Origin of the sequence: Stenotrophomonas sp. NPDC078853, from assembly GCF_044901215.1 — a bacterium.
Classification (GTDB): Bacteria; Pseudomonadota; Gammaproteobacteria; order Xanthomonadales; family Xanthomonadaceae; genus Stenotrophomonas; species Stenotrophomonas lacuserhaii.
Genome location: NZ_JBJDOQ010000019.1, coordinates 1 through 20,631, shown reverse-complemented (window position 1 = coordinate 20,631; position 20,631 = coordinate 1). Strand labels below are relative to the sequence as shown.

Annotated in this window: 22 protein-coding genes; 20 read left to right on the top strand and 2 right to left on the bottom strand. The window is 66.5% G+C overall.

Annotated elements, in window-relative coordinates; genetic code table 11:
* Nucleotides 1–146 precede the first annotated feature (146 nt).
* Both ACI2JH_RS16630 and ACI2JH_RS16625 read left to right on the top strand, forming a co-directional pair.
* The gene (locus ACI2JH_RS16630; RefSeq protein ID WP_101099595.1) at nucleotides 147–560 is read left to right on the top strand and encodes a MerC domain-containing protein; all 414 of its coding nucleotides are present in this window, start codon (nucleotides 147–149) and stop codon (nucleotides 558–560) included.
* A gap of 111 nt (nucleotides 561–671) precedes the next feature.
* Nucleotides 672–854 (top strand): 30S ribosomal protein THX, encoded by a 183-nt coding sequence (locus ACI2JH_RS16625; protein ID WP_042615275.1) that lies wholly within the window; start codon nucleotides 672–674, stop codon nucleotides 852–854.
* Between the two features lie 240 nt (nucleotides 855–1,094).
* On the opposite strand, the gene ACI2JH_RS16620 is transcribed toward ACI2JH_RS16625, so the two are convergent.
* Complete coding sequence (locus tag ACI2JH_RS16620; protein ID WP_101099596.1) at nucleotides 1,095–3,158, bottom strand: 3-hydroxyacyl-CoA dehydrogenase NAD-binding domain-containing protein; 2,064 nt, start codon at nucleotides 3,156–3,158, stop codon at nucleotides 1,095–1,097.
* Between the two features lie 237 nt (nucleotides 3,159–3,395).
* Between ACI2JH_RS16620 and rpoE the strand changes: the two genes are divergently transcribed.
* The 9 genes from rpoE to recO all read left to right on the top strand — a co-directional run bounded on the left by rpoE (nucleotide 3,396) and on the right by recO (nucleotide 12,416).
* Nucleotides 3,396–4,016, top strand: a complete 621-nt coding sequence (gene rpoE / locus ACI2JH_RS16615; RefSeq protein ID WP_182655960.1) for an RNA polymerase sigma factor RpoE — start codon at nucleotides 3,396–3,398, stop codon at nucleotides 4,014–4,016.
* Nucleotides 4,013–4,861, top strand: a complete 849-nt coding sequence (locus ACI2JH_RS16610; RefSeq protein ID WP_349999187.1) for a sigma-E factor negative regulatory protein — start codon at nucleotides 4,013–4,015, stop codon at nucleotides 4,859–4,861. Before rpoE ends, ACI2JH_RS16610 begins: the two co-directional genes overlap by 4 nt.
* 86 nt (nucleotides 4,862–4,947) lie before the next feature.
* Nucleotides 4,948–6,495 carry a Do family serine endopeptidase gene (locus ACI2JH_RS16605; RefSeq protein WP_404736743.1) on the top strand — a complete coding sequence of 516 codons (1,548 nt, stop codon included), beginning with the start codon at nucleotides 4,948–4,950 and terminating at the stop codon, nucleotides 6,493–6,495.
* A 547-nt stretch (nucleotides 6,496–7,042) separates the two neighbouring features.
* The gene (lepA, locus tag ACI2JH_RS16600; protein ID WP_404736742.1) at nucleotides 7,043–8,836 is read left to right on the top strand and encodes a translation elongation factor 4; all 1,794 of its coding nucleotides are present in this window, start codon (nucleotides 7,043–7,045) and stop codon (nucleotides 8,834–8,836) included.
* Nucleotides 8,837–8,894: 58 nt separating this feature from the next.
* Entirely contained in the window at nucleotides 8,895–9,689 is a 795-nt protein-coding gene (gene lepB / locus ACI2JH_RS16595; RefSeq protein ID WP_057507296.1) for a signal peptidase I, read from the top strand.
* Between the two features lie 30 nt (nucleotides 9,690–9,719).
* Entirely contained in the window at nucleotides 9,720–10,103 is a 384-nt protein-coding gene (locus tag ACI2JH_RS16590; RefSeq protein WP_042615281.1) for a DUF4845 domain-containing protein, read from the top strand.
* Nucleotides 10,093–10,776: a ribonuclease III gene (gene rnc, locus ACI2JH_RS16585; protein ID WP_101099601.1), complete on the top strand. Its 684-nt coding sequence runs from the start codon at nucleotides 10,093–10,095 to the stop codon at nucleotides 10,774–10,776. The genes ACI2JH_RS16590 and rnc overlap by 11 nt, the downstream gene beginning before the upstream one ends.
* Nucleotides 10,773–11,669: a GTPase Era gene (gene era, locus ACI2JH_RS16580; RefSeq protein WP_057507294.1), complete on the top strand. Its 897-nt coding sequence runs from the start codon at nucleotides 10,773–10,775 to the stop codon at nucleotides 11,667–11,669. Before rnc ends, era begins: the two co-directional genes overlap by 4 nt.
* A 24-nt stretch (nucleotides 11,670–11,693) precedes the next feature.
* Nucleotides 11,694–12,416 carry a DNA repair protein RecO gene (recO, locus tag ACI2JH_RS16575; protein ID WP_182655965.1) on the top strand — a complete coding sequence of 241 codons (723 nt, stop codon included), beginning with the start codon at nucleotides 11,694–11,696 and terminating at the stop codon, nucleotides 12,414–12,416.
* 9 nt (nucleotides 12,417–12,425) lie between these two features.
* On the opposite strand, the gene ACI2JH_RS16570 is transcribed toward recO, so the two are convergent.
* The gene (locus tag ACI2JH_RS16570) at nucleotides 12,426–13,160 is read right to left on the bottom strand and encodes a response regulator (protein WP_101099603.1); all 735 of its coding nucleotides are present in this window, start codon (nucleotides 13,158–13,160) and stop codon (nucleotides 12,426–12,428) included.
* 126 nt (nucleotides 13,161–13,286) lie between these two features.
* On the opposite strand from ACI2JH_RS16570, the gene rlmD reads away from it, so the two are divergent.
* From rlmD to ACI2JH_RS16525, 9 genes are all read left to right on the top strand, one after another.
* The gene (gene rlmD, locus ACI2JH_RS16565) at nucleotides 13,287–14,621 is read left to right on the top strand and encodes a 23S rRNA (uracil(1939)-C(5))-methyltransferase RlmD (protein ID WP_404736741.1); all 1,335 of its coding nucleotides are present in this window, start codon (nucleotides 13,287–13,289) and stop codon (nucleotides 14,619–14,621) included.
* Between the two features lie 71 nt (nucleotides 14,622–14,692).
* A complete protein-coding gene (locus ACI2JH_RS16560) occupies nucleotides 14,693–15,208 on the top strand; it encodes a CYTH domain-containing protein (protein ID WP_101099605.1) in 516 nt (171 codons plus the stop codon).
* 88 nt (nucleotides 15,209–15,296) lie between these two features.
* Nucleotides 15,297–15,998: a DsbA family oxidoreductase gene (locus ACI2JH_RS16555; protein ID WP_404736740.1), complete on the top strand. Its 702-nt coding sequence runs from the start codon at nucleotides 15,297–15,299 to the stop codon at nucleotides 15,996–15,998.
* A 67-nt stretch (nucleotides 15,999–16,065) separates the two neighbouring features.
* Nucleotides 16,066–17,073 carry a beta-N-acetylhexosaminidase gene (gene nagZ / locus ACI2JH_RS16550; RefSeq protein ID WP_101099607.1) on the top strand — a complete coding sequence of 336 codons (1,008 nt, stop codon included), beginning with the start codon at nucleotides 16,066–16,068 and terminating at the stop codon, nucleotides 17,071–17,073.
* Nucleotides 17,073–17,630, top strand: a complete 558-nt coding sequence (locus ACI2JH_RS16545; RefSeq protein WP_101099608.1) for a hypoxanthine-guanine phosphoribosyltransferase — start codon at nucleotides 17,073–17,075, stop codon at nucleotides 17,628–17,630. The genes nagZ and ACI2JH_RS16545 overlap by 1 nt, the downstream gene beginning before the upstream one ends.
* Nucleotides 17,630–18,376, top strand: coding sequence for an S-methyl-5'-thioinosine phosphorylase (locus ACI2JH_RS16540; protein WP_404736739.1), 747 nt, complete (start codon nucleotides 17,630–17,632; stop codon nucleotides 18,374–18,376). The genes ACI2JH_RS16545 and ACI2JH_RS16540 overlap by 1 nt, the downstream gene beginning before the upstream one ends.
* A gap of 89 nt (nucleotides 18,377–18,465) precedes the next feature.
* Nucleotides 18,466–18,669 (top strand): cold-shock protein, encoded by a 204-nt coding sequence (locus tag ACI2JH_RS16535; RefSeq protein ID WP_042614976.1) that lies wholly within the window; start codon nucleotides 18,466–18,468, stop codon nucleotides 18,667–18,669.
* A gap of 80 nt (nucleotides 18,670–18,749) precedes the next feature.
* Nucleotides 18,750–20,012: an NAD(P)/FAD-dependent oxidoreductase gene (locus tag ACI2JH_RS16530; protein WP_101099610.1), complete on the top strand. Its 1,263-nt coding sequence runs from the start codon at nucleotides 18,750–18,752 to the stop codon at nucleotides 20,010–20,012.
* A 172-nt stretch (nucleotides 20,013–20,184) separates the two neighbouring features.
* Nucleotides 20,185–20,451 carry a hypothetical protein gene (locus ACI2JH_RS16525; protein WP_101099611.1) on the top strand — a complete coding sequence of 89 codons (267 nt, stop codon included), beginning with the start codon at nucleotides 20,185–20,187 and terminating at the stop codon, nucleotides 20,449–20,451.
* Nucleotides 20,452–20,631 lie beyond the last annotated feature (180 nt).

Here is a 20,631-nt window from a genome sequence, read left to right as displayed (position 1 = left end):
CCAATGAATTGTTATAACGTATCAACAAGGGGGCGCACGAATCCCATGGCGGACAACGGGAGAGAGTCGCTGGGCGAAACAGGCCGTGCGGGTACAGGAGGGATGTTATATTATTCCATAACGCTTCGCCGACCCTGCTGGAAGTCATGCCCCTGATCCCACGCCTCCGCCATCTGATTGATCGCTTCGGTGCCACCGGTTCGCTGCTGTGCGCGGTGCACTGCGCGGTGATCCCCGTGGCCTTGGCCGCTGCACCCTCGCTGGGCCTGTCGGTGTGGCTGGGCGATGGCGTGGAGCAGGCGTTGGTGGTGTTCGTGACCCTGCTGGGGTTGTTCAGCCTGGTCTGGGGTTATCGGCGGCATGGTGCGCTGCGTGCGCTGGGCTTCCTGATTCCCGGCCTGGTCGCTTTGTGGGCGGGCGTGCTGTACGACCCGCTTCACCACGATCCGGTTCCGCATGCGGTGGTGATGACCCTCGGCGGGCTGCTGGTGGGCGTGGCCCACCTGGTCAACCTGCGCCTCAACCACGGCCACGTACACGACGCCAGCTGCGCGCATTGAGGCCGTCGTGGTAGGCTTTCCGATCGTGCGCGGGGGCGTCCAGCAAGACGGCCCCGCCAAACCCGTGTCAGCACGGGGTAATCAGAATCAACATAGCCAGGAGTTCAAGACATGGGTAAGGGTGACCGCAAGACCGCCAAGGGCAAGCGCTACAACGCCAGCTACGGCAACGCCCGTTCGCACACCGTGAGCAAGGCCGCCGTCGGCGCCGCCGCTCCGGTCGCCAAGAAGACCGTGGCCAAGGCCCCGGCAAAGAAGGCCGTTGCCAAGAAGGCCGTCGCCAAGGCCAGCTGATCCGCTGACCGGCAGAACACGAAAAAACGCGGCGCCCAGCGCCGCGTTTTTTTTATGCCTTTTCCCTTCCCGCCGGTGCCGCGCCGACTCACTTTCAGCGGGCGGCGCGAGGTGCTGGCCGGGACCGTGAGCCGCATGGATGCGGCGATCGAGCCTACAAGGACGTACTTGCGGCGTGTCCTGGGCAGTGCCTCGCGCTGCCCGCCGCGATGCATAAGCGGAAAACACGCCGCAACACGGTCACACCACTGCTTCGCGCAGCACTGGATTATCCCAGCCCGGCCGCGGCGAGAACCGATCGCCATGCCGTTGCTGCAGCACCTTCAACCGCTCCACCAGCGCATCGGCCCCGGTCGCCCGGATGTACTGCACCGGACCACCGCGGAACGGCGCGAACCCGGTCCCGAAGATCACGCCCGCATCCAGCAGGTCTGCATCGGCCACCACGCCATCGTGCAGGCACGCCACGGCTTCGTTGAGCAGTGGCAGGATCAGCCGGTCTTCCAGATCACCCGGCGCCTGATAGCCCTTGGGTACTTCCGGCTTCTTCGCACGGCCGTTTTCCCAGGCGTAGATGCCCTGGCCGTCCTTCTTGCCGCGCTTGCCCTGTTCGACGGTCTGCAGCGCCGCCGGAATCTGCAGGCCGAGGAACGGAGCGAGCTCTTCGCCCACGCCGGCCGCTACGTCCAGTCCAACCGTATCCAGCAGTTCGATCGGCCCCATCGGCATGCCGAATTTGACCGCAGCCTTGTCGATCACCGGGCCCGGGATGCCTTCTGCATAGGCGGTCGCCGCCTCCAGCATGTACGGGAACAGCACCCGGTTGACCAGGAAGCCGGGCGTGCCGGCGACCGGCACCGGGAACTTGCCCAGCGCCTTGCAGAAGGCGGCCAGGCGGCGCTCGGTCTCCGGCGCCATGCCGTCGTGGTGGATGATTTCCACCAGCGGCATCTGCGCGACCGGGTTGAAGTAATGCAGGCCGGCGAACTGCGCCGGGCGCTGGATGTGGTCACGCAGTTCGACCAGCGGGATCGAGGAGGTGTTGGTGGTCAGCAGCGCATCGGCCTTCATGTTCGGCTCCAGCGTCTGGTACAGGTCACGCTTGGCCTGCGGATTTTCGATGATCGCCTCGATCACCAGGTCCGCCTGCGCAGCGCCCGCGCCGGCCAGGTCGGCCTGCAGGCGCGCGGCCACCGCCGGCCGCTTGCTTTCATCGCGCACCTTCTTCTCGAACAGGGTCTGCGCGCGCTGCATGGCCGGATCGAGGAAACGCTGCTCGCGGTCCTGCAGGGTCACGTTGAAGCCTTTGTAAGCCGACCACGCGGCAATATCGCCGCCCATCACGCCGGCGCCGACCACGTGTACGTGATGGATGCCGTGGTCGCCACTGCCGAGCGCCTTCAAGCGTTCGGTCAGGAAGAAGATGCGGATCAGGTTGCGCGCGGTGGGCGTGCTGGCCAGCTTCACCACCGCGCGGCGTTCGGCATCCAGGCGCGCCTGCACCGGCTTGCCGCCACTGCGTTCCCAAGTGCTGATCAGCGCGTAGGGGGCGGGGTAGTGCTCCTTGCGGGCCTTGCGCGCGACCTGCTTGGCCATCTGCGGGGCCAGCAGTTTGCGCGCCGGCCAGGTATTGGTCGCCCAGGCGGTAGCGCGCTGCTTGAACGGGCGGACGGTGCCTTTCAGCGCCAGCGCCACGGCCGTGTCCAGCAGCAGGGCCGGGGCCACCACCTTGTCCACCAGGCCGATATTGCGCGCCGCCGACCCCGACAGCGTGCGACCGGTCAGCATCATGTCCATCGCCGCCGGGGCGCCGACCAGCTGCGGCAGGCGGGCACTGCCGCCCCAGCCCGGGAAGATGCCCAGCTGGGTTTCGGGCAGGCCGATACGGGTGCTGCTGTCATTGGAGGCGACACGGTAGCGGCAGGCGAGTGCCAGTTCGGTACCGCCGCCCAGGCAGTGGCCATGGATCGCCGCTACGGTCGGGCAGGGCAGTTCGGCCAGCTTCTGGTAGGTCACCTGGCCGCGGCGGATGGCGTCATTGACGGTGCCGCGGCGGTCGAACTCCTGGAACTCCTTCAAGTCCGCGCCAGCGATGAAGCCCGCCTGCTTGGCCGACTGGATCACCACGCCCTTGGGTGGATCGATGGCGATGCGCTCGATCAGGTCGCCCAGTTCCAGCAGGACATCCTGGGACATCGCATTGACGTTGGCGTCCTGGCGGTCGAGATTGAGCACCACGACACCGTCGTCGCGGATCTCCGGGTGCCAGTGCGCGAGGCGAAGCCCATCGAAGCCTGAGAGCATGGACGTTCCATCCGGTTGTGTATGGAGAAGGCGGCTATGATCCAGAGGTTGTTTCCCTTCCGTCAAATCCCAATAGCTGGGGGGTAGCGATGGCGGAGGCTCATAGCATGGACCGCTACGTTAACGGAACGTTGGTTAAAAGCTGGTGCGGTGCCCGGTCAGATGGCGCTGAACTTTTCCCGGGATTGGCAGTCTCATTGCCTGACGTCGGTTGGGCTGACAGGAGTTCGGTCCCCAATGGCCGAGGTTGAAACACCACAGGAGCTGGACCTGGAACTGGTCCGGCGTGTGCAGCGCGGCGAAAGCGCGGCATTCGATGTCCTGGTGCGCAAGCACCAGCATCGGGTCGTGTCGCTCGTCGGACGCTACATCGCCGACTGGAGTGAGTGCCAGGACGTTGCCCAGGACACGTTCATCCGCGCCTACCGCGCGATCAACAGTTTCCGCGGCGACGCCCAATTTTCGACCTGGTTGCACAGGATTGCCGTGAATACCGCCAAGAACCACCTTGCTGCAAGCAATCGCCGCCCGCCGACCGATGACATCGAAATCGGCGATGCCGAACAGTTCGATTCGGGAACGCGCCTTCGCGATACCGATACGCCGGAACGCCAGCTGATGCGCCAGGAGCTGGAAACCACGGTGATGAAGGCCGTCGCCTCGCTGCCGGAGGAACTGCGCCTGGCCATTTCCCTGCGCGAGGTGGAAGGCCTGAGTTACGAGGAAATCGCGCAGAAGATGGGGTGCCCGATCGGCACCGTGCGCTCGCGGATATTCCGTGCCCGCGAGGCGATCGACACTGAACTCCGGCCGCTGCTGGACACCGGCAGCGCCACCCGTGAGAAGAGCCGCCCATGAGCAAGTACGACCAACCCGAAGACAAGATCGACCTGCATAACCGCCAGCAGTTGTCTGCGCTGGTCGATGGTGAACTGGCCTCCGACGAGGCCCGTTTCCTGCTGCGCCGCCTGCAGCATGATCCCGAGCTGCAGGCCTGCCAGGAGCGCTGGGCGCTGCTGGGCGATGTGATGCGCGGCAAGGCCGTGGCGCCGGCGCCGGTGGATTTCGCCGCGCGCGTTTCGGCGGCGGTGGCGCAGGAGCCCGTTCCCCGGGCCGAGCCGCGGCGCGAGCTGCGCACCGGCTGGCGTCGCTGGAGCGGCGGTGCCGCGCTGGCCGCCTCGGTGGCCGCGGTGGCCTTCTTCATGGGGCGCCAATCGCTGGATGAGGGCGCACCGCCGGCAGACCTGCCGGTGCAGGTGATCGCCAGCCAGGCCGAGCTTGCACTGCCGGCGTCCGCGCCGGTGCAGGAGCCTGCTGCATCGCCGTCCGGCGCAGCGCTGGTTGCCAGTGTCCCGGCGGCCGCGGTGGCCGCTGCGGCGCGTCGCCAGGACGCCAGCGTCCGCCGCGCCAGTGCCACGCGCAGTCAGCAGATGGCCCGCGTCGCGCAGCGTGATGACGAGCCGCAGCGTGCGCTCGCCGCAGCCCAGCCGGTGCTGTCGACCCCGCTGTCCACGGCCGCCCGGCACGAGCTGACGTTCGGCAACGTGGGGGCGCTGCAGGCCAGGCCATGGCCGCGCTCCAGCGTGGGTCCGGCGGCCGGCGCTGCGCTGAATGCCAGTTTCCCCGGTAACACGCCGGGCACCTTCTATCCCTTTGAACCGCGGTTGCAGGACGCGCCGCCGGTCCAGGGCCCGCGCGACTGACCGCGCGTGGCCTGCGCCTGCCCGCTGGATGGCGGGCAACGCTTCCCCTTTCTGCTGTCCGATGACCTGCCGGAGGTTGTATTCCGATGATCCCGCTTAGCCGTTCGTTCCGTACCCAGGCCCTGGGCCTGCTGGCGATGACCCTGCCGCTGGCCGCCTGCGCGCAGTCACCTTCGCCGGCCCCGCAGGCCGCCACGGCGCAGTCCGCGGCCGCCGCGCCGCGTGCGCCGGCCCAGCCGCTGGTATCGGGCCTGCCGGACTTCACCAACCTGGTCGACCAGGTCGGGCCGGGCGTGGTCAACATTGAAACCACCATCGTGCGCGGCGGCAACCGCCAGGCACGCGGCGGCGGGATGGGGCCGGGCCAGGATGAAATCCCGGAAATCTTCCGCCGCTTCTTTGGTCCGGAGTTCGGCATGCCCGGTCCGGGCGGCCCCGGTGGCGATCCGGATGGCGGCCCCAGCATCAAGGGCCGCGGCATGGGCTCGGGCTTCATCATTTCCGCCGACGGCTACGTGCTGACCAACCACCACGTGGTGGCCGATGCGTCCGAAGTGAAGGTGAAACTGGGTGACAACCGCGAGTTCATCGCCAAGGTGGTGGGCAGCGACCAGCAATACGACGTAGCCCTTCTGAAGATCGAAGGCAGCGGCCTGCCGACCGTGCGCGTCGGCGATTCGCGTACCTTGAAGCCGGGTCAGTGGGTGGTCGCGATCGGCTCGCCGTTCGGGCTGGACCATTCGGTCACCGCCGGCGTGGTCAGCGCCACCGGCCGCAGCACCGGCGGCGCCGACCAGCGCTATGTTCCGTTCATCCAGACCGACGTGGCGATCAACCAGGGCAACTCGGGTGGCCCGCTGTTGAACACCCGTGGCGAAGTGGTCGGCATCAATTCGCAGATTTTCTCCGCTTCGGGCGGCTATATGGGCATCAGCTTTGCGATCCCGATCGACCTGGCGATGGGCGCAGTCGAGCAGATCAAGAAGACCGGCCGGGTGGTGAGGGGACAGATTGGAGTCGCGCTTGACCCAAACCCGATCGAGGCAACCATGGCGCGCGGCTTGGGACTGCCGGATACACAGGGCGCCCTGGTTAATGAGGTAGTAGCCGGCAGTCCCAGCGCCAAGGCGGGGCTGCAGCAATTGGATGTAATCAGGTCAGTCAACAATTCACCGATCCGCGACGCATCGCAGGTGCCCCCACTTATCGGTATGTCCGCGCCTGGGTCGTCCATCACTCTCGGGGTGATCCGGAACGGCAAGCCCCATGACATAACGGTCGTTGTTGGTTCGGAGAAAGCGGCAGTAGATCCACGGGGGGCGGGAGACACTGATGGCTCCAAGGCATCCAACTTCAACAGGCTTGGGCTCGATGTAGCCGATCTTGATGCAGCGGCAAGGCAACAGGTCGGCATCAAGACGGGCGGGGTGCGAATCGTCACGGCCTCCGGTCCCGCCCGCGACAAAGGCCTTCGCCCAGGGCTTGTGATTACTCAAGTGGGACGCACGCAGGTCGAGAGCTCCAGCCAGTTCAACGGCATGTTGGCCAAAGTCCCAAAAGGAGATCCTGTGGTGCTGCTCGTCTACAATCCGCGGAATGCCATTAGCAATTTCGTGGCTCTGACTGCCGAGTAGTAACGGGAGCCGAGGCGGGAATGAATGCGTCCATTCCCGCCCGGGCATCTACTGCAGCCTTAGACGCCCAACCCGTTGGGCACGCAGTATCCGTCCCTCCGCCGTCCACATAGCAGCACTCATCGAAGTCACAAAGCTTGTGAATCATGCTGAATGAGGTGATTGGAAAAAGGGCGGACACCATGATCAGGCTCGTGACTGCGAAAACTCGGAATTGCATTCGTTTGGCCCTTCAGAAGCCGTTGAGGAAAGCGTCGGTCATGATGCCAACCGACAGCACAAGCATTGAGGGGGCAGTGAGGATAAGACAATGAAGAAAGTTGCAAGCGTCGGCCCGAAATCCCGAGCCCGGCAGTTTGTTCATAAATATGAATAAAGAGGGCGTGACGACCAACGGTCGTCACCCACCGAAGCCCGCAGCTGACGGCCCGCGGCCGTCACTACCCGAAGCGCTGCTCACCCACCGGCGGCGGCCGTCCCGTGCGATAATCCAACGTTTACCCTGACGACGCCCGGCGCCGCCGCCACCTCTATGTCCTCTGATTCGATGCGGAACATCCGCAACTTCTCCATCATTGCCCACGTCGACCACGGCAAGTCCACCCTGGCTGACCGCATCATCCAGCTGTGTGGCGGCCTGCAGGCCCGCGAGATGGAAGCGCAGGTGCTCGATTCGAACCCGATCGAGCGCGAGCGTGGCATCACCATCAAAGCCCAGTCGGTGTCGCTGCCGTACCTGGCGGACGACGGACAGACCTACCACCTGAACTTCATCGATACCCCCGGCCACGTCGACTTCTCCTATGAAGTCAGCCGCTCGCTGGCCGCCTGCGAAGGCGCGCTGCTGGTGGTCGATGCCGCCCAGGGCGTGGAAGCCCAATCGGTGGCCAACTGCTACACCGCGGTGGAGCAGGGCCTGGAAGTGGTGCCGGTGATCAACAAGATCGACCTGCCCACCGCCGATATCGAACGTGCCAAGGCCGAGATCGAGGCGGTGATCGGCATCGATGCCGAAGATGCCGTACCGGTCAGTGCAAAGACCGGCCTGAACGTGCGCGACGTGCTGGAAGCCATCGTCAAGCGCATCCCGCCGCCGGTGCCTCGCGATACCGACAAGCTGCAGGCGCTGATCATCGATTCCTGGTTCGACAACTACCTCGGCGTGGTGTCGCTGGTGCGCGTCATGCAGGGTGAGATCAAGGCCGGTGACAAGCTGCAGGTGATGTCCACCGGCCGCAACCACCAGGTCGACAACGTCGGCGTGTTCACCCCCAAGCGCAAGGTGCTGCCGGCCCTGCGTGCGGGCGAAGTGGGCTGGGTGACGGCCAGCATCAAGGACGTGCACGGCGCGCCGGTCGGCGACACGCTTACCATGGCCGGCGATCCGGCACCCAAGCCGCTGCCGGGCTTCCAGGAGATGCAGCCGCGCGTGTTCGCCGGCCTGTTCCCGGTTGATGCCGAAGACTACCCCGACCTGCGCGAAGCACTCGACAAGCTGCGCCTGAACGATGCCGCGCTGCGCTTCGAGCCGGAAAGCTCCGAAGCGATGGGCGTCGGGTGGCGTTGCGGCTTCCGTGGCATGCTGCACATGGAAATCGTGCAGGAGCGCCTGGAGCGCGAGTACAACCTGGACCTGATCAGCACCGCGCCGACCGTGGTCTATGAAGTACTCAAGACCGACGGCAGCATCGTCAACATGGACAACCCGGCCAAGCTGCCGCCGGTGAACCAGGTGCAGGAAGTCCGCGAGCCGATCATCCGCGCCAACATCCTCACCCCCGAGGAATACATCGGCAACATCATCAAGCTGTGCGAGGAAAAGCGCGGCAGCCAGCTCGGCATCAACTACCTGGGCAGCCAGGTGCAGATCAGCTACGAGCTGCCGATGGCCGAAGTGGTGCTGGACTTCTTCGACAAGTTGAAGTCGGTCAGCCGCGGCTATGCGTCGCTGGATTACGCGTTCGTGCGCTTCGATGCCGGCCCGTTCGTGCGCGTGGATGTGTTGATCAATGGCGACAAGGTCGACGCCCTGTCGCTTATCGTCCACCGTTCGCACTCCGATCGCCGCGGCCGTGAGCTGTGCGAGAAGATGAAGGAGCTGATTCCCCGGCAGATGTTCGACGTGGCCATCCAGGCGGCGATCGGCTCGCAGGTGATTGCCCGCACCACCGTCAAGGCCATGCGCAAGAACGTTCTTGCCAAGTGCTACGGCGGCGACGTGTCGCGCAAGAAGAAGCTGCTGGAGAAGCAGAAGGAAGGCAAGAAGCGCATGAAGCAGGTGGGCCGCGTGGAGATTCCGCAGGAAGCCTTCCTGGCCGTGCTGCAGATGGACAACAAGTAACGGTACAGTCGGCCCCTTACCGGGCCGCTTGGCCCCGCGACGCTGCAAAGGACATTGAATGAAAGCGTTTGAGTTCCTCCTGGTTGCCTTGACCCTGGCCTCCGGCCTGATCCTGCTTGCCGACAAGCTGTACTTCGCCCGCCGACGTGCCCGTCGCGCCGGCCTGCTGGACACCGAGCCGGCGCTGGTGGACTACTCGCGCGCGTTCTTCCCGGTGCTGGCGATCGTGCTGGTGGTGCGCAGCTTCATCGCCGAACCGTACAAGATCCCGTCCAGTTCGATGATGCCGAACCTGCTGATCGGTGATTTCATCCTGGTCAACAAGTTCGCCTACGGCCTGCGCCTGCCGCTGACCAACACCAAGTTCGTGCCGATCAGCGAACCGGAACGTGGCGACGTGGTGGTGTTCCATTTCCCGGGCCACGACGACCAGGACCCGAACAAGGGCGAGAATTTCATCAAGCGCGTTATCGGCGTGCCGGGTGACCAGATCACCTTCGAAGGCAACGGCCTGATCCTCAACGGCCAGCCGGTGGAATACGAAGACAAGGGCATCTACGCCGGCCATCGTGGCCACGGCGAAGGGTCCAGCCTGCTGGTCGAAAAGCTGCCTGGCCGTACCCACACCGTGCTGGAGACGGCGTATCCTGCCGGCCAGGGGGAATGGACCGTTCCGGCGGGCCGCTACCTGGTGATGGGCGACAACCGTGACAACAGCGACGACGGCCGTTTCTGGGGCCTGCTGCCGGAGCAGAACCTGCGCGGCAAGGCATTCTTGATCTGGCTCAACTGCTCCGGCTGGTTCTGCAAGGACGGCTTCGAACCGTCGCGGATCGGCTCGGGCGTCAATTGATCCATCCACGCGTATCTGGGGAGAAACGCAATGAACAGCATGAAGGCGCAACGCGGCATTACCCTGACCTCCTTCCTGGTGGTCCTGATCGTGGTCGGCTTCTTCCTCTATGTCGGGATGAAGCTGTTCCCGATGTACCAGGAAAACTATGCCGTCCGTTCGGCCATGAAGAGCCTGGCCAATGAGCCCGGCATCGGCAGCATGCAGCCGGCCAACATCCAGAAGCTGCTGTTCAAGCGCCTGTACATCAACTACTCCGAGAACGTGAAGCCTGCCAACGTGAAGTTCGACCGCAAGGACAATGGCTGGACCATGCGCGTGAACTACGAAGTGCGGCGTCCGTTGATCGGCAACATCGACGTGGTCGGCAAGTTCGACTCAACCCAGGACCTCAGCCGTAGCGGTGTCGAATAAAACCTTCCAACGTGGTGACCTGATCGGCCACCCCTTCGCCAATGCGGACCTGCTCACGCAGGCCCTGCGGCACCGGTCTGCCGGCGTACCGAACAACGAGCGCCTGGAGTTCCTCGGCGACAGCATCGTCAACATGCTGGTGGCGCAGGCGCTTTATGCACGCTGGCCGAAAGCCGATGAGGGCGCGCTGACCCGCGGCCGCGCCGAACTGGTGCGCGAAGGCGCGCTGGCCGAGCGCGCCCGCGAACTCAAGCTGGGCGAACGGCTGGTACTGGGCGCAGGCGAAATGAAAACCGGGGGCCACCGCCGCGATTCGATCCTCGCCGACGCCTTCGAGGCGGTGGTGGCAGCGATCTACCTGGACGCCGGCTTCGATGCCTGCCGCGCGGTGGTGCTGCCCTGGTTCGATGCGGCCATGGACGCCCTGCCGGCGACCGGACGGCCGGAAAAAGACCCCAAGACCCGGTTGCAGGAATGGCTGCAGGGCCGACAGAAGGCGCTGCCGGCGTACGAACTGGTGTCAGAATCCGGTGACGACCATGCCAAGACCTTCCGGGTACGCTGCAACCTGACAGAACCGGCCGTATGTACCGAGGGCGAAGGCTCCTCGCGGCGGCTGGCCGAACAACAGGCGGCTGCGGCCGCGCTTGACCTACTGGTGGATTCAAAGTGACCGAACAGACCCCCCATCGTTGCGGCAGCGTTGCTGTCATCGGCCGCCCCAACGTGGGCAAATCGACCCTGACCAATGCACTGGTAGGGGCCAAGGTCAGCATTGTCTCCAACCGGCCGCAGACCACGCGCCACCGGCTGCTGGGCATTGCCACCTATCCGGAAGGCCAGCTGGTGCTGGTGGACACGCCCGGCCTGCATAAAGTGCAGAAGCGGGCGATGAACCGGGTGATGAACCGTGCCGCGCGTGGATCGCTGGAGGGCGTCGACGCCGGCCTGCTGGTCATCGAAGCCGGTCGCTGGGACGAGGAAGACAGCCTGGCGTTCAACGTGCTGCGTGATTCCGGCATCCCGGTGGTGCTGGTGGTCAACAAAGTGGACCGCATGAAGGAAAAGGCCGCGTTGCTGCCGTTCCTGCAGCAGATCACCGAAGGCCGCGAGTTCGCTTCGGTACATCCCATTTCGGCGCAGAAGCGCAATGGCCTGGAAGCGCTGGTGCGTGACGTGCTGGCCCTGGTGCCGGAAGCCCCGCCGATGTTTGGCGAAGACGAAATCACCGACCGCAGCCAGCGTTTCCTGGCCGGCGAACTGGTGCGCGAGCAGCTGATGCGCCAGCTCGGCGAAGAACTGCCGTACGCCACCACGGTGGAAATCGAGCGCTTCACCGAAGACGGCAACCTGCTGCGCATCGGTGCGGTGATCTGGGTCGAGCGCGAAGGGCAGAAGGCCATCGTGATCGGCAAGGGCGGTACCCGCCTGAAGGACATCGGGGCCAAGTCGCGGATGCAGATGGAGCGCTTGTTCGGTGCCAAGGTGTTCCTGGAAACCTGGGTGCGCGTGCGCGAGGGCTGGTCCGACGACGAGGCCGCGCTGAAGGCCTTCGGCTACGAATAAGCAGCGCCTGCGGGGCCGGCCCTGATGGAGATCGCGTCCGAACCGGGCTTTGTCCTGCACGCGCGGGCTTACCGCGAGACCAGCCTGCTGGTGGAGGTGCTCAGCGCCTCGCACGGGCGGCTGGGCCTGCTCGCCCGCGGCGTCTCCAGTGCGAAAGGACAGGTGCTGCGCGCGGCGCTGCAGCCGCTGCAGTGGATCCGCTTCGACGCGGTGCAGCGTGGCGACCTGGCGCAGCTGCGCGGTGCCGAGGCGCTGGACGCCGCACCGCGCCTGACCGGCAATGACATGCTGGCCGGCTTCTACCTCAATGAACTGGTGATGCGGCTGGCGCCGCGTCACGACCCGCTGCCGGACCTGTACCGGGCCTACGGCGAGGTGCGCGCGCGGCTCAGCCTGGAGCTTTCGCTGGCCTGGAGCCTGCGCCGTTTCGAACGCGACCTGCTGGAAGCGCTGGGGGTGGGTTTCGACCTGGCCTTCGCCAGCGATGGCAGCGCGGTGGACCCGGCCGCGCGGTATCTGCTGGATCCGCAGGAGGGGCCCCGGCGGTTGCTCAGCGAACGCGATGGGGAAGGGCGGAGGGGGACGGCAACCGGGGCCGCGCTGCTGGCGCTGGCGCGCGATGAAGAACCCGGCGCCGACGACCTGGCCAGCCTGCGCCTGCCGATGCGGGTGGTGCTGGCCTACCACCTGGGATCGCGTGGGCTGAAATCCTGGGAACTGCTGGACGACCTGGCACGCCGCCGCTGAGGGGCTCCCTCAGTGCAGCAGCGCGGCTACCGCATCGCGGAAGCTGGCCTGGGCCATGTGCGAGGCGGGCATCTGGTGCAGGGTGCGCACCGCGCGGCTCAGCCGGGCAGCACCGACGAATCCACAACTGGCCTGCAGCCGGTGCAGCTGGTTGCGCAGGGCCGGCTCGTCATGGCGGTCCACGGCCTGGTCGACGGCATCCCGCACACTTGGCAACTCGGCCAGGAACAGCTCGCGCAGCGCCACCAGGTGGTTGCGTTGCCCGTTCAGGGCGGCCAGCGCGGTGATCTCGTCCCAGTCCTGTGCTTCGTTCAGCACCATGGCCTGGATCGGCGCGCTGTCCACGCGGTAGAGGGCCCCTTGGCCCAGGCTGCGACGCACGCCCTTGAGCAGGGCATCGCGGCCCAGCGGCTTGACCAGGATGTCGCCGAATCCCGCATCCCGCAGGCGCCCGTGTGCGGACGCGTCGCGATCGGCGGTATGTGCCAGTGCCGGGGTGTCCGGGTGCAGCCGGCGCAACTGCTGCAGCAGTTCGCTGCCATGGCCATCGGGCAGGTTCGCATCGATCAGCCACAGGTCGTAGTGCCGCACATGGGCCCGGGCCAGCGCGGCGTTGAGCGAGTCGGCGGTATCCACGTCCGCTGGCAAGGTTTCCAGCGCGGCCTTGAGGAAACCACACGTGATGATGTCGTCCTCGACCAGCAGGAAACGGGGGCGCGCGGGGCGCGGCGTATTCGTCTGCATAAGGCTGCCTCCATGTCAGCTACGCTGCATATTAACCACCGCGCGCCGCCTTGCAAGGGTGGAGAGGCGACTTTCGCCCTCATCTGAGACAATACGCGCCCTTTTTCACACGCAGCCCTTCGCCACGTGGCCCGTCAACGTTCCCGCATCGACCGCACCCTCTTCAGAACCGACATCCTCGACCTGAGCCACGACGGCCGCGGCGTTGCCCGCCGTGATGGCGAAGGTGGCAAGGTCACCTTCATCACCGGCGCGCTGCCGGGTGAAGTGGTGATGGCCGAACAGACCGCGCGCAGCAAGCATTTCGACCAGGCGCGCACCGTCGAAGTGGTGGAAGCCTCGCCGCTGCGCGTGCAGCCGAAGTGTCCGCATTTCGGCGTCTGTGCCGGCTGCGTGCTGCAGCATCTGGAAGAAAGCGAGCAGATCGTGGCCAAGCAGCGGGTGCTGATGGACAACCTGCAGCGCATCGGCCACGTGCAGCCGCAGCAGGTGCTGCCCCCGCTGGTGGGCGACAGCTGGGGCTATCGCCGCAAGGGACGCTTCTCTGTGCGTCGGGTCGAGAAGAAGGACAAGACCCTGGTCGGCTTCCGCGAGCTGGATCCGCGCTTCGTGGCGGACCTGTCGCAGTGCCTGACGGTGATCCCGGAGATCGGCACCAAGGTGTCGGTGCTGTCCGCGTTCGTCGAATCGCTGGATGGCCGTCGCGACATCCCGCAGATCGAATTCATCGCCGGCGACGACGCGATCGCGCTCACCATCCGCCACATGCAGCCGCTCAGCGATTCCGATCGCGCGGCCTGGATCGCGTTCGGGCAGGAACACCGATTCGCCATCTTCCTGCAGCCCGACGGCGTGGATTCGGTCCACCCGCTGTGGCCGCAGGAGGTCCCGCTGTCGTTCCGGCTTGCACCGTGGGACGTGGAGCTGGCGTTCCGCCCGCTGGACTTCATCCAGGTCAATGCCAACCTCAACGTGAAGATGATCGAGCATGCGCTGGCGCTGCTGGATGCCCGCCCGGACGAGCGCGTGCTGGACCTGTTCTGCGGGCTGGGCAACTTCACCCTGCCGCTGGCCCGCGGCGTGCGCGAAGTGGTCGGCGTGGAAGGCGATGCCGGGCTGGTGGCCCGGGCGAAGGAGAACGCGCAGCGCAATGGGCTGGCCAATGCCAGCTTCCATGCCGCCGACCTGACCCAGGACCAGAGCCAGGCCTCGTGGATGCTGGAAGGCTTCGACAAGCTGCTGCTGGATCCGCCGCGCTCGGGTGCCATCGAAGTGCTGCAGCAGCTGCCGCTGGAGCAGTTCAAGCGCATCGTCTACGTCAGTTGCCATCCGGGTTCGCTGGCGCGCGATGCCGGCTACCTGGTCAAGGAGCGTGGCTTCACCCTGGTCAGTGCCGGGGCGATGGACATGTTCCCGCATACCGCGCACGTGGAAAGCATCGCGGTGTTCGAAAAAGCCTGATCGGGGGGACGACCGTTGGCCGTGGTGGGTGACGACCGTTGGTCGTCACGCCCTTCCCGCATAATCACCCCATGGGCATTGAAATCGAACGGAAATTCCTCGTCACCGGTGATGGCTGGCGGGCGGCGGCGCATGCGGTCATCCCCATGGCGCAGGGCTACATCAACGACATGGGCGCGCTGGACCGGGGCGACCAGAACGCCTCGGTGCGGGTGCGCATCGAAGGTGACGGCGCGGCGCTGAACCTGAAGTCGCGCACGCTGGGCCGCAGCCGCCAGGAATTCGAGTATCCGATTCCGGTGCAGGACGCGCGTGAGCTGCTGGCGCTGTGCGTGGGCGGGCTGATCGACAAGCGCCGCCACCTGGTGCAGCACGACGGCCTGCTGTGGGAAGTGGACGAGTTCCTCGGCGACAACGCCGGGCTGGTGGTGGCCGAAGTGGAACTGGATGACGCTGAGCAGGCGATCAGCCTGCCCGCGTGGGCCGGCCGCGAAGTCACCGACCAGGCCCGCTACTACAACGTAGCGCTGGCTTCCCACCCTTACACCCGGTGGTCTCCCGAAGAGAAAGGCGACGGCGGGGAGTAAGTCGTTGCCGGCGTGTCACGGCTTGGCCGAAACCGCGTGATCCCGTCCGCCCCCTTTTTCGGGGCGCGGCCGTCCCCATGTCTCGGGGATGAAGATCGATATCTATTCCGACGTGGTGTGTCCGTGGTGCTGGATCGGCAAGCACCGTTTCGCGCAGGGTCTGGCGCTGCTCGGCGATGAGGTGCCCGCGCTGCAGGTGCGCTGGCAGCCGTTCCAGCTGGATCCGGATGCCGACACCACGCCGGTGCCGCTGCGCGAGGCCTACGCGCGCAAGTTCGGCGGTGTCGAGCGCACCAACCAATTGCTGGGCCAGACCCAGGCGACTGCCCAGGCCGAAGGCCTGCCGATGGATTTCAGCCGTGGCCAGGTCCGCGTGACCACGCTGCAGGCGCACCGCGTGCTATGGCTGGCCGGGCAGCAGGGGGTCCAGGATGCGGTGGGCGAGGCGCTGTTCCGCGCGCATTTCGAACACGGGCGCAACCTGGCCGATCCGCAGGTGCTGGTCCAGGCCGGAGTCGAGGGCGGACTGGCCGCTGACGACATCCAGGCGATGCTTGGCTCGGACCTCGGGCTGGACGAGGTGCAGCAAGGCCTGCAGCACGCCCATGCCATCGGCATCACCTCGGTGCCGACCTTCGTCATCGACGGCCGTTGGGCAATCCAGGGTGCGCAATCGCCGGAAGCGATCGCCCAGGCGCTGCGCCAGATCGCCGCCGAACACGACCAAGCCGCCGCTTCCGGCGCGCTGGACGCTGAAGACGGGTGTGGCCCGGACGGCTGCAAGGTCTGACGCTGGGCCACGCTTCTGCGACAATGCGGCGCTGCGCCATCGTGGCGCCTGCCGTGGAGACCTGAACATGCTGCTGATCGGCGTTGCCGGTACCGAACTGACCGCCCAGGAGCGTGAGTGGCTGCAGCACGATGCCGTCGCCGGCGTGGTGCTGTTCAAGCGCAACTTCGCCTCCCGCCAGCAGATCGCCGCGCTGTCCGCCGCGATCCGTGAGGCCGCACCGCGTCCGCAGTTGATCTGCGTGGACCAGGAAGGCGGGCGCGTGCAGCGCTTCGGCGAAGGCTTCACCAATCTGCCGCCGCTGCAGCAGCTCGGCCTGGGCTACGCACAGGATCCACAGGCCGCGCTGGCCGCCGCCGAACAGCACGCCTGGCTGATGGCCAGCGAGGTGCGCGCCAGTGGCGTGGACCTGAGCTTCGCGCCGGTGGTGGACCTGGGGCACGGCAACCGCGCCATTGGTGATCGCGCGTTCAGCGACGATCCGCAGGTGGTGGCCGCCTTCACCGCCGCCTACGTGCGCGGCATGCACAGCGCTGGCATGGCCGCCACGCTCAAGCATTTCCCCGGCCATGGCAGCGTGCTGGAAGACACCCATGTCGACACCGCGATCGATCCACGCGGGCTGGATGAACTGCAGGCGCGCGACCTGGTGCCCTTCGTGGCCGGCATTGCCGCCGGCGCCGACGCGGTGATGATGGCCCACGTCATCTACCCCCAGGTGGCTCCGGAACCGGCGGGCTACTCGCGGCGTTGGGTCCAGGACATCCTGCGTGGGCAGCTCGGCTTCCGTGGCGTGGTGTTTTCCGATGACATCGGCATGGCCGCCTCGTTCAGCGCCGGCGGCGTGAAGGCCCGCGTCGACGCCCACCTGGATGCAGGCTGCGACGTGGTGCTGGTCTGCCATCCCGAGCTGGTGGACGATGCGCTGCAGGCCATGCAGCATCGAACCTCGAACACCGCCGCGCTGCTCGGCCTGATCGGCCGCGGCGCGCTTGGCTGGGACGGCCTGCTGGCCGATGCCCGGCATGGCGACACCCGAACCCGTTTTCTTGAATCCTCTGGAAGAACCGTCTGATGCCCAACCTCACCATTTCCCAGGCCCTGGAACAGGCTGACCTGCTGGTCGACCGCCCCACCATCGACCAGGCCATCGGCCGCATCGCCGATGCCATCGCCAGCGATTACAAGGGCGAAGTGCCGCTGTTCCTGTCGATCATGCATGGCGCGCTGCCGTTCGCCGGCCAACTGGCCCTGGAACTGGGCGCGCGCGGCCAGGACGTGCAGTTCGATTACCTGCACGCCACGCGTTACCGCGGTGAAACCACCGGGGGTGACCTGGTGTGGAAGCACAAGCCGGCCACCGCGCTGTTCGGCCGCCGCGTGCTGCTGGTGGACGACATCCTGGACGAGGGCTACACCCTGCAGGGCGTGCGCACCTGGTGCCTGGAGCAGGGTGCCACCGACGTGCGCATCGCCGCGCTGACGGTGAAGAAGCACGACCGCGCGCTGCCTGACGTGCAGGCCGATTATTCCGGCGTGGAGCTGCCGGACCGTTATGTATTCGGCTTCGGGATGGACGTCAACGAGACGCTGCGCTGCGTGCCGGCGATCTACGCGATGAAGGAAGGCTGATGCAGCCCATCGCCCTGGCGGTCATCGGCGGCACCGGTGTCTACAACCTCGCCACGCTGGATGACGTGCAGACCCACGAGGTCCAAACCCGCTTCGGTACGCCCTCCGGCCCGATCCGCGTTGGCAGCCTGCTGGGCCACCAGGTCGCTTTCCTGGCCCGCCACGGCGAGGGCCATTCGCTGCCCCCGCACAAGATCAACTACCGCGCCAATCTTGCCGCACTGCAGCAGATCGGCGCGCCGCGCGTGCTGGCGCTGAATACGGTCGGCGGCATCGGCGATGCCTTCGGGCCGCGCGTGCTGGCCTGCCCGGACCAGATCATCGACTACACCTGGGGCCGGATCTCCACCGTGTGTGACGAGGCGGGCAGCGAGGTCCTGCACGTGGACTTCGGTCACCCGTATACGCCAATGCTGCGAAGCAAAATTCTTGCCGCCGCAAAAGTGACCGGCGTCACGGTGCACGACGGCGGTTGTTATGCTGCAACGCAGGGCCCCCGCCTTGAAACCATTGCGGAAATCGCGCGTCTGCGCCGTGACGGCTGCGATCTGGTCGGCATGACCGGGATGCCCGAAGCGGCCTTGGCACGCGAGCTCGGACTCGACTACGCCTGCCTTGCGATCGTGGCCAACTGGGCCGCCGGGTGTGGCGATGGGGAGGAAATCACGATGGCCGAAGTACTGTCCAACGTGCAGGCCGCGTCCAACGGATTGCCCGAGCTGATCGGGGAATTGGCACGGGGGTGATTGTCATCCTCGGGCAAGGTTTGCATACTCGCCCCGTGCGCAGGGTTTTTGCGCACACCACCCATTCATTGCAAAGGTCTCGCATCAACATGGCAACAGGTACCGTGAAGTGGTTCAACGACGCCAAGGGATTTGGCTTTATTACTCCGGACGACGGCGGCGCTGATCTGTTCGCGCACTTCTCCGCCATCCAGGGCAACGGCTTCAAGTCCCTGCAGGAAGGCCAGAAAGTCACCTTCGAAAAGACCCAGGGCCCGAAGGGCGACCAGGCATCCAACATCCAGCCCGCCTGATCCATCCAGTCGCGTGTTGGAGAACCCCGCCTCGGCGGGGTTTTTTTTTGCCTGCCGCGCGGATCAGGCACAATCGCAGGATGGATCCCCGCATGCGCATCGCCGTCATCGGCTACGGCACCGCTGGCCAGGCATTGGCCATTCTGTTGTCCCGCGACGAACACCACGTCGACATCTTCGAGCGCGCGCCCCACCCCGGGCCGGTCGGCGCCGGCTTCCTGCTGCAGCCCAGCGGCCTGCAGGTGCTGTGGCAGATGGGCCTGCTGGATGCGGTACGCGCGCACGCCGCACCGGTGCACCGCCTGCATGGCGACACGCCCTGCGGGCGCGCCGTGATGGACATGGGCTACGACGGCCTGGATGCGCGCCTGCACGGATTGGGCATGCAGCGCGGCGCGCTGTTCCAGCTGCTTGACCAGGCGCGTGAGGGCCTCGGGCAGCTGCATGCAGGCGTCACCGTCACAGCGGTCGACCACGAGCGTGGGCTGCTGCGCGACGGCGAGGGGCGGCAGCACGGTCCGTACGACCTGGTGATCGCCGCCGACGGCTCGGCTTCGGCCCTGCGCGCGCAGGTCGGGGGGACGTCGCTGGACCGGGTCTACCCGTGGGGCGCGCTGTGGTGCCTGTTGCCGGCGGAAGATTGGCCGCATGTGAGCGAACTGCGCCAGCGCTACGTTGCGGCGCGCAAGATGATCGGGCTGTTGCCGGTGGGCACGCGCCCCGGGGATGCCACGCCGCGGCTGAGCTTCTTCTGGAGCCTGCCACGCGAAGACTTCGCGCGATGGGAGGCCGATGGCCTGCAGCCGTGGCTGGATGAACTGCATGCGCTGTGGCCGGAGGCCGGCCCGCGCTTCGCCCACCTGCAGCAGGCCGGGCAGCTGGCGCGTGCCTCCTACCGCGATGCGGTGATGCGGCGCTGGCACAACGGCCGGCTGGTGCTGGCCGGCGATGCCGCGCATTCCATGAGCCCGCAGCTGGGGCAGGGGGTGAACATGGCGCTGCTGGACGCGCTGGCCCTGCGTGACGCGCTGCGCGTTCACGGCAAGGGCGAGGCCGCCCTGCAGGCCTACCAGGCGCAGCGACGCGCCCACGTGGCCGTATACCACTACTGGAGCCGCTGGCTGACGCCGTTGTTCCAGTCCGACCGCGATGCCTGGTCGAAGGCCCGGGACGTGCTGCTGGGGCCGATGGGGCGCCTGCCAGGCGGTCGCGGCCACATGCTGCGCGTGCTAAGTGGCACCCAGCGCGGCTGGCTGGGAAAACTACCGCTGGATCCTGCATTCATCGATGCGCTGGGCGCGCCGCGCGAGGCTGCAGCGCAGGTTGCGTTGTCTGCGGCGTGAACGCCGCCATGACCGGAGTTGACGGTCGGCTCACCCCGGTCATGGCACAACAGCAGGGTACGCACGCACCGCGTGGTCCCCGCACTGTTCCGTGATCCTGCATCGCGCCCCGGCGGGCGGCCCGTGCTGCTGCCCCCTCTGGCTCGGGCGAGCCGCATGCAAGGAGTCCCCCATGTTGTTCTCGGCTGAAGCGCTGGAATCGGAAATCTGCAAACTGCGCGGGTTGCTGCAGATGTTGCACGAAGACCAGCCGGACGTGCTGGAAGATGTCTTCGAATTCCATGTCGGCAGCCTGATCAGTCATTCCTCCCCCGAGCAGCACGGATACATCCGCACGTGCGCCCAGGAGATGCTGGCCACGATCCGGGCGTTGCCGCGGCGGGTGGAAAGCGGCGGGCCGGATTTTCGACTGATGCCGGAGATGCTGGCGGTCGCGTGAGTGTTCTGCGCTGCGCGCGGGCTTGAAGCCAGAGCCAGTGCCAGAGCCAGAGCGCCAGCTGCACGGCTGATTGTGGGTGGGGCGGGGTGGCTGTGCAGGACACGCCGTGAACCCATCCATGGGGGCTCGCTTTTCGCATCCATGCGAAAAGACGGTCCTGCACAGCCACCCCGCCCCACC